Origin of the sequence: Streptomyces sp. NPDC047022, assembly GCF_040644155.1 — a bacterium.
Taxonomy (GTDB): domain Bacteria; phylum Actinomycetota; class Actinomycetes; order Streptomycetales; family Streptomycetaceae; genus Streptomyces.
Genome location: NZ_JBEYVV010000003.1, coordinates 338,170 through 343,851, shown reverse-complemented (window position 1 = coordinate 343,851; position 5,682 = coordinate 338,170). Strand labels below are relative to the sequence as shown.

Annotated in this window: 7 protein-coding genes and 1 pseudogene; 6 read left to right on the top strand and 2 right to left on the bottom strand. The window is 71.5% G+C overall.

Going from position 1 to position 5,682, the window contains the following annotated elements; genetic code table 11:
* Window positions 1-210 precede the first annotated feature (210 nt).
* Both ABZ845_RS06675 and ABZ845_RS06670 read left to right on the top strand, forming a co-directional pair.
* Window positions 211-558 (top strand): DivIVA domain-containing protein, encoded by a 348-nt coding sequence (locus ABZ845_RS06675; protein ID WP_360973678.1) that lies wholly within the window; start codon window positions 211-213, stop codon window positions 556-558.
* On the top strand, window positions 555-1,136 hold the full coding sequence (locus ABZ845_RS06670; RefSeq protein ID WP_360973676.1) for a DNA-3-methyladenine glycosylase I: 582 nt from the start codon (window positions 555-557) through the stop codon (window positions 1,134-1,136). Before ABZ845_RS06675 ends, ABZ845_RS06670 begins: the two co-directional genes overlap by 4 nt.
* A 22-nt stretch (window positions 1,137-1,158) precedes the next feature.
* Here ABZ845_RS06670 and ABZ845_RS06665 read toward each other — a convergent pair whose 3' ends face one another.
* Window positions 1,159-1,962: an enoyl-CoA hydratase-related protein gene (locus ABZ845_RS06665; protein WP_360973710.1), complete on the bottom strand. Its 804-nt coding sequence runs from the start codon at window positions 1,960-1,962 to the stop codon at window positions 1,159-1,161.
* Between the two features lie 374 nt (window positions 1,963-2,336).
* Here ABZ845_RS06665 and ABZ845_RS06660 point away from each other — a divergent pair, with 374 nt between their 5' ends.
* Window positions 2,337-2,504, top strand: a complete 168-nt coding sequence (locus tag ABZ845_RS06660; RefSeq protein WP_003966491.1) for a DUF3117 domain-containing protein — start codon at window positions 2,337-2,339, stop codon at window positions 2,502-2,504.
* A gap of 117 nt (window positions 2,505-2,621) precedes the next feature.
* On the opposite strand, the gene ABZ845_RS06655 is transcribed toward ABZ845_RS06660, so the two are convergent.
* Window positions 2,622-3,320, bottom strand: a complete 699-nt coding sequence (locus tag ABZ845_RS06655; protein WP_360973708.1) for an O-methyltransferase — start codon at window positions 3,318-3,320, stop codon at window positions 2,622-2,624.
* Window positions 3,321-3,484: 164 nt separating this feature from the next.
* Here ABZ845_RS06655 and sigE point away from each other — a divergent pair, with 164 nt between their 5' ends.
* The 3 genes and pseudogenes from sigE to ABZ845_RS06640 form a co-directional block, all read left to right on the top strand.
* Window positions 3,485-4,255: an RNA polymerase sigma factor SigE gene (sigE, locus tag ABZ845_RS06650; RefSeq protein WP_360973674.1), complete on the top strand. Its 771-nt coding sequence runs from the start codon at window positions 3,485-3,487 to the stop codon at window positions 4,253-4,255.
* On the top strand, window positions 4,252-5,256 hold the full coding sequence (locus tag ABZ845_RS06645; protein ID WP_360973672.1) for a zf-HC2 domain-containing protein: 1,005 nt from the start codon (window positions 4,252-4,254) through the stop codon (window positions 5,254-5,256). The genes sigE and ABZ845_RS06645 overlap by 4 nt, the downstream gene beginning before the upstream one ends.
* Window positions 5,257-5,394: 138 nt before the next feature.
* Window positions 5,395-5,682 (top strand): annotated as a pseudogene (locus tag ABZ845_RS06640) (hypothetical protein); the annotation flags it as partial.

Below are 5,682 nucleotides of genomic sequence, written 5' to 3'. Positions count from 1 at the left end.
CATGATCACCGGCTCGTGTGCGGCGAATTCCCGCTTGCCCAGCCTGAGCATCCGCTGTGACCTCTCCCATTCAGTCCCGTTCCCTGGCCGCCTGCGACCTTAACTGTCACCGGCGCATGGCACGATCTGACCCAGACACATTCGACATTCGACTTCGGCACTTCCGTACCGGCGCGCAGCGCGCCGGCACCGAGCGTGGGGACCTCAGTGATGTTCATGTTCTTGTTCCTGGTCATCGCGCTCGCCGTTGTGGTCGCCGCGGTGACACTGGCCGTGGTGGGCGGCGGTGAGAGCGCGGCCCTGCCCGAGGCGGAGCCCGAGCGGCTCGACGACCCGCTCCCTCCGGACCGCCCGGTCGGACGGTCCGACGTGGAGGCCCTGCGCTTCCCGCTCGCCGTCCGCGGCTACCGCATGGCGGAGGTGGACGACGCGCTCGGCCGCCTCGGCGCCGAGATCGCCGAGCGGGACTCCCGCATCGCCGACCTGGAGGCCGCGCTCGCGGGCGCCCGCGCGTCCCGCCGGGGCATGGACAAGCCGGGCGAGGGGGACCACCAGTGAGCGCCGGGGCCATGGCGGGACCCGACGGCGTGCAGCGCTGCCCCTGGGCCCTGTCCACCGAGGACTACGTGTCCTACCACGACCAGGAGTGGGGCCGCCCGGTCCACGGCGACGACGCGCTCTATGAGCGGCTGTCCCTGGAGGCGTTCCAGTCGGGCCTGTCGTGGATCACGATCCTGCGCCGCCGCGAGGGCTTCCGGTCGGCGTTCGCCGGCTTCCGCATCGCCGAGGTCGCCGGTTTCGGGGAGTCCGACAAGGAGCGCCTGCTGGTGGACGCGGGCATCATCCGCAACCGGGCCAAGATCGAGGCGACGCTCGCCAACGCGCGCGTGCTGGCCGAGTGGGCGCCGGGCGAGCTGGACGAACTGGTCTGGTCGTACGCCCCCGACCGGGCATCCCGCCCGGCTCCGAGAACCCTCGCCGACGTCCCCGCGGTCACCGCCGAGTCGGCGGCGCTGTCCAAGGACCTCAAGAAGCGCGGCATCCGTTTCGTCGGACCGACGACGGCGTACGCGCTGATGCAGGCCTGCGGGCTGGTGGACGACCACCTGGCGGACTGCGCCGCCCGGAGGAGCTGACCCCCGGGCGGCCCGGCCTGCGTCAGCGGCCCACGTACTTCGGCTTCTCCTTGGCGACGAACGCCTGCACGGCGATCCTGTGGTCCTCCGACGCCCCGGCGCGGCTCTGCAGCTCGTCCTCCTTGTCGAGGGTCTCGTCCAGGGAGTGGGACATCCCGTAGGCGAGGGACTCCTTGAGGGCGGCATAGGCGAGCGTCGGTCCCTCGGCCAGCGAGCGGGCCACCTTCTCGGCCTCCGCGCGCAGCTCGGCCTGGGGGACCAGCCGGTTCGCGATCCCCCACTCGTACGCCTGCTGGGCGCTGATGCTCCGGGGGAAGAGCAGCAGGTCGGCGGCGCGGGAGGGGCCGACGACCCGGGGCAGCGTCCAGGAGACCCCGGAGTCCGCCGTGAGCGCGACCCCGGCGAACGAGGTGTTGAAGGCCGCGGTGTCCGCGACGACCCGGTAGTCCGCCGCGAGGGCGAAACCGAAGCCCGCCCCGGCCGCGACCCCGTTCACGGCGGCGACCACCGGCTTCGCCGCCTGGGTCAGCGCCCGGACGATCGGGTTGTAGTGCTCCCGTACGGTGCTCATCACCGATGTCTCGGAGCCCGAGGCCTGCTCCTGGAGCAGGCCGATGTGCTCCTTGAGGTCCTGTCCCACGCAGAACGCGCGGTCCCCGGCCGCGGTCAGCAGGATCGCGCGTACGGCGCGATCCGCCGCGGCCTCCCGCGCCGCGTCCCTGAGCGCGGCCTTGGTCGCGATGTTCAGCGCGTTCATCGCCTCGGGACGGTTCAGCGTGATCGTCGCGAGTCCGTCGCTCACCTCGTAGAGCACGGTGTCGGCCATGGTGGTCCCCTCCGGTGTCGCGGCTCCGTCGTACCGGTCGGTACGCCCTGCGTCGAAGGACAGCATGGCGGAGATCATCGCCCGGGGAACGGGCCGGACGTGTGACCTGCGTCAAAGAAGCCAGGTCCGTGTCCGGGCCGGCATCTGTCCGTGTGGGAGCGCAGTATCACAGTCACATCGCCGAATTGAGTGGTTTTGCTCGCGCGTGTTGCCCAAGCGATGCAGACCGATGTTGGTCATCGGGTCCATTGATGCGGGATAATGGCCTGGAAGCAATGTGTTCGATGCCGGTGTCGTGCGTCCTGCCAAAAGGACCGTGTGCCCTCCCAGGGCCGTCGGCTGACAATGAGCTGGTTTCAGGAAGGGGAACGAGCATGGCGGCCATGAAGCCGCGGACGGGCGACGGCCCGCTCGAGGTGACCAAGGAGGGGCGGGGCATCGTCATGCGCGTTCCGCTCGAAGGCGGCGGTCGGCTCGTCGTCGAGTTGACCCCTGACGAGGCCGACGCGCTCGGCGACGCCCTCAAGAAGGTCGTCGGCTGACGCGGAAGCGACCCCTGTCTTGAGTTGCCCCGGCATCGTACGCGGTGCCGGGGCACCTGTTTGTCAGGGTTACGGTCCACCGGCGGGTCGCTCACCCGGTCGCGGTCGCCCGCAGGGTCAGCGCTTGACCGCGCACAGCAGCCCGTCGCCCACCGGGAGCAGCGAGGGCACCAGATCCGGACTCTCCCGCACCGCGCGCAGCAGTTCCCTCAGTCTCAGGACCTCGGTGGGCTGTGGTCCCGAGTCCACCGTCCGGCCGTTGGCGAAGACGCCTTCGAAGACGACGAGCCCGCCGGGCCGCAGCAGGCGCAACGATTCAGCGAGGTAGTCGAGGACCTCCTGCCGGTCGCCGTCGCAGAACACGAGGTCGTATCCGGCGTCCGCGAGACGGGGCAGCACGTCCAGCGCGCGGCCCGGGATGAACCGGGCGCGGTTGCTCGCGAAGCCGCACGCGCGAAAAGCGTGGCGGGCGAACTGCTGGTGCTCGGGTTCCAGGTCCACCGTGGTCAGCACCCCGTCCGGCCGCATGCCGTGCAGCAGATGGATGCCGGAGACGCCGCAACCGGTCCCGATCTCCGCCACGGCCTTGGCGTCCACGGCGGCGGCGAGCAACCGCAACGCCGCACCGGCGCCGGGCGACACGGAGCGCAGCCCGGCTTCACGGGCTCGCTCGCGCGCCCAGCGCAGCGCGTCGTCCTCGGCGACATAGGCGTCGGCGAACGCCCAGCCTGTCTGCCGGTTGCCGGTAATGACCCTCTCCTGTCCCCATGATTGCCTGGGCGTGACTGTATCCGCTGCCCCCGGGAACCCGCAGATGGGACCGGGCGTTTGGAAGGGTGGGAAGCGAGGCGGAGGGACGACATGGGGGACGACGGGGGATACGGATGGATCTGGGCACCGAGCGGGTACTGACGCAGCCGTCTCAGCGCGCATCAAATTCTCGTAAAACCGCTTATCCGGAGCTAACGGGCGAGGTGGCTATGGTAGGGGCTCCACTGGACACCACCAGAGCCGACAGGGGAGGTGCGGCTGCGCCTGCGGAGCGGGGAGGAGTGCTGCGGCGTCTCCTCAGATCCTCGGGTGAGCCGAAATCCGTGACCGACATCGCTGACACCCACCACGCTGCTGATCCCGCGCAGACCGCGACCTTCGCCACCGACGCGGACTCGCAGGCGTGGACTCCACCCACCTGGGAGGAGATCGTCAGCATGCACAGCGGCCGGGTCTACCGTCTGGCCTACCGCCTGACCGGCAACCAGCACGACGCCGAGGACCTGACCCAGGAAGTCTTCGTCCGGGTCTTCCGTTCCCTGTCGACGTATACGCCCGGCACCTTCGAGGGCTGGCTGCACCGCATCACCACGAATCTCTTCCTCGACATGGTCCGCCGCAAGCAGCGCATCCGCTTCGACGCGCTGGGCGAGGACGCGGCCGACCGGCTCGCGAGCCGGGAGCCGACCCCCCAGCAGGTGTTCCACGACGCGCACTTCGACGCGGACGTCCAGCAGGCCCTGGACACGCTCGCGCCCGAGTTCCGCGCGGCCGTGGTCCTCTGTGACATCGAAGGGCTGTCCTACGAGGAGATCGCCGCGACCCTGGGCGTCAAGCTCGGCACGGTCCGGTCCCGTATCCACCGCGGACGCTCGCAGTTGCGCAAGGCCCTGGCGCACCGCTCGCCCGAGGCCCGCGCCGAGCGCCGGTCCTTCGTGGCGCGCGTACCCGCGCTGGGGGGAGGGGGCGCGACCGCGTGACTGGATCCCGACGCCCCACACCGGTAGAGCAGCATCTGGGAGACCGGCTTTCCGCCCTGGTGGACGGAGAGCTCGGTCATGACACGCGTGAGCGTGTACTGGCCCATCTGGCCACCTGCGCGAAGTGCAAGGCCGAGGCCGACGCGCAGCGCCGACTGAAGAACGTCTTCGCGGCGGCGGCGCCCCCGCCGCCCTCCGAGAGCTTCCTGGCCCGCCTTCAGGGCCTGCCCGGGGGAGGTGACCTCGACGGCGACGGCACGCCGCTCGGCGGGGGAGGCCTCAGCGGAAGGCCCCCGTCGGGCGCCGGGCTGCCCTCCGGGCCCGGGGTCTTCGGCCTGAGAGGCGAGACGTTCGCCTACGTGTCCTCGAGGCCGCACGCCGCGGCACTGTCCCCCTCCGTGGATCGCGGCTTCCGCGTCCATCCCGTGGGCCGCCAGGACGCGGAGCGCTCGGCCTCACGCGGGCTGCGGTTCGCGTTCGTCGCCGCCGGTGCCGTGTCCCTGGCCGCCATCGCGCTCGGCGGTGTGTCGACGGGCATCACGACCGCAGGAGGTCCGGAGTCGCGCGGTGGCTCGGGTGCCGGCAGCAATGTGACCCCCATGCGTTCGCCGGGCACGGGTGGTACGGGCAGTACGGGCGGCAGCGCGGTGCCCGAGGCGCTGCGCCGGCGCTCCGTGGGACCGTTTCTCGGGCAGCGCACCCCGGGCAGCGCGCCACTCGCGTCCATGAGGAGAGGGGCGCCCCTGCTGTCCTCGGGCGCGGTCATGGATATCCAGGACGCCTCGGACATGCGCGCCCTGACGCCCCCGGTGCTCGCGGGAGCCTCCGTGATGTCCCCGCTCATACGCCCGCTCAACGAGTCCGCACCACTCACGCTGACCTCGTTGTCGGCCGCCCCGGCGATCGCGGCTCCCGGTCTGATGGCCGCACCGGTGCCGACCCCGTCCGCCACCGAGTCCGCTTCCTTGTCCCCCGCCCCCTCCGCATCCGCCGTCCGCTGAACCGGCGTCCGCGCCGGGGCCGGGGAACCTGGTTGAATCCATGGTGGGCCGCGTCCGCAGAATCGTTTCGGGCGCGGAATGGACGAACCAGCGGCGACCGCCGGTATCGGCGTGCCGCGGGCCGGGTGTGGGGAGAGCATGAACGAGGGGAAGCCGGTCCCGACGGAGGGAGCCGGGACGGCGGCGTCCGAGGAGCGGGACGGGTACCGAGCGGAATCGCCGTCCGGCGAAGCCGGGGGTGACTACGAGCTGAGCGGTCCGGTCAGCGTTCCCGCATACGGCGAGAACGCTGCAGATGGCGATTTCGTACTGGAACGCCCGACGCCGGCGCCGCCCGAGAACGCCGCCGAAGCGGAGCCGTCCGCCGCCGGGCCCACCGCACCGGACGGCACCGACGGCGGGAGCGACCTCCGGCAGGCCGAACCG